Origin of the sequence: Acidovorax sp. sif0632 (assembly GCF_019218805.1) — a bacterium.
GTDB classification, from domain to species: domain Bacteria; phylum Pseudomonadota; class Gammaproteobacteria; order Burkholderiales; family Burkholderiaceae_C; genus Acidovorax; species Acidovorax facilis.
Map to the genome: position 1 here is coordinate 1 of NZ_JAHUWW010000022.1, position 291 is coordinate 291.

A 291-nucleotide genomic window follows, 5' to 3' on the forward strand; every position below is an offset into this window, starting at 1 on the left:
TGGGGCTGGCGTGGGGGGCTGCTGCCTGGGCGCTGGCAGTGCCAATGGCTGGGTTCTCGGGAGTGATCTGCAGGGGTTTGGTCTGCACCAGGTCGATACCGAGACCTGCTGCGTTCTCCGGGGTGACGGTCAGGGGCTTGGTGTGTGCAAAGTCGATGCCCAGGCCTGCTGCGTTCTCCGGGGTGACCTGCAGAGGCTTGGTCTGTGCCTGCACCATCAGGGCCAGTGTGGTGCTGGGGGTGTGGTCGGTGGGGGCGAAGAGGGAGGTGCTGGCCAAGGCCGTGTCAGCGT

The 291-nt window shown here is 66.7% G+C and carries 1 protein-coding gene; it reads right to left on the reverse strand.

What is annotated here, in order from left to right:
- Positions 1-277 (reverse strand): hypothetical protein (locus KW832_RS25585; protein WP_218301940.1); only part of this gene is annotated, 277 nt, incomplete at its 3' end.
- Positions 278-291 lie beyond the last annotated feature (14 nt).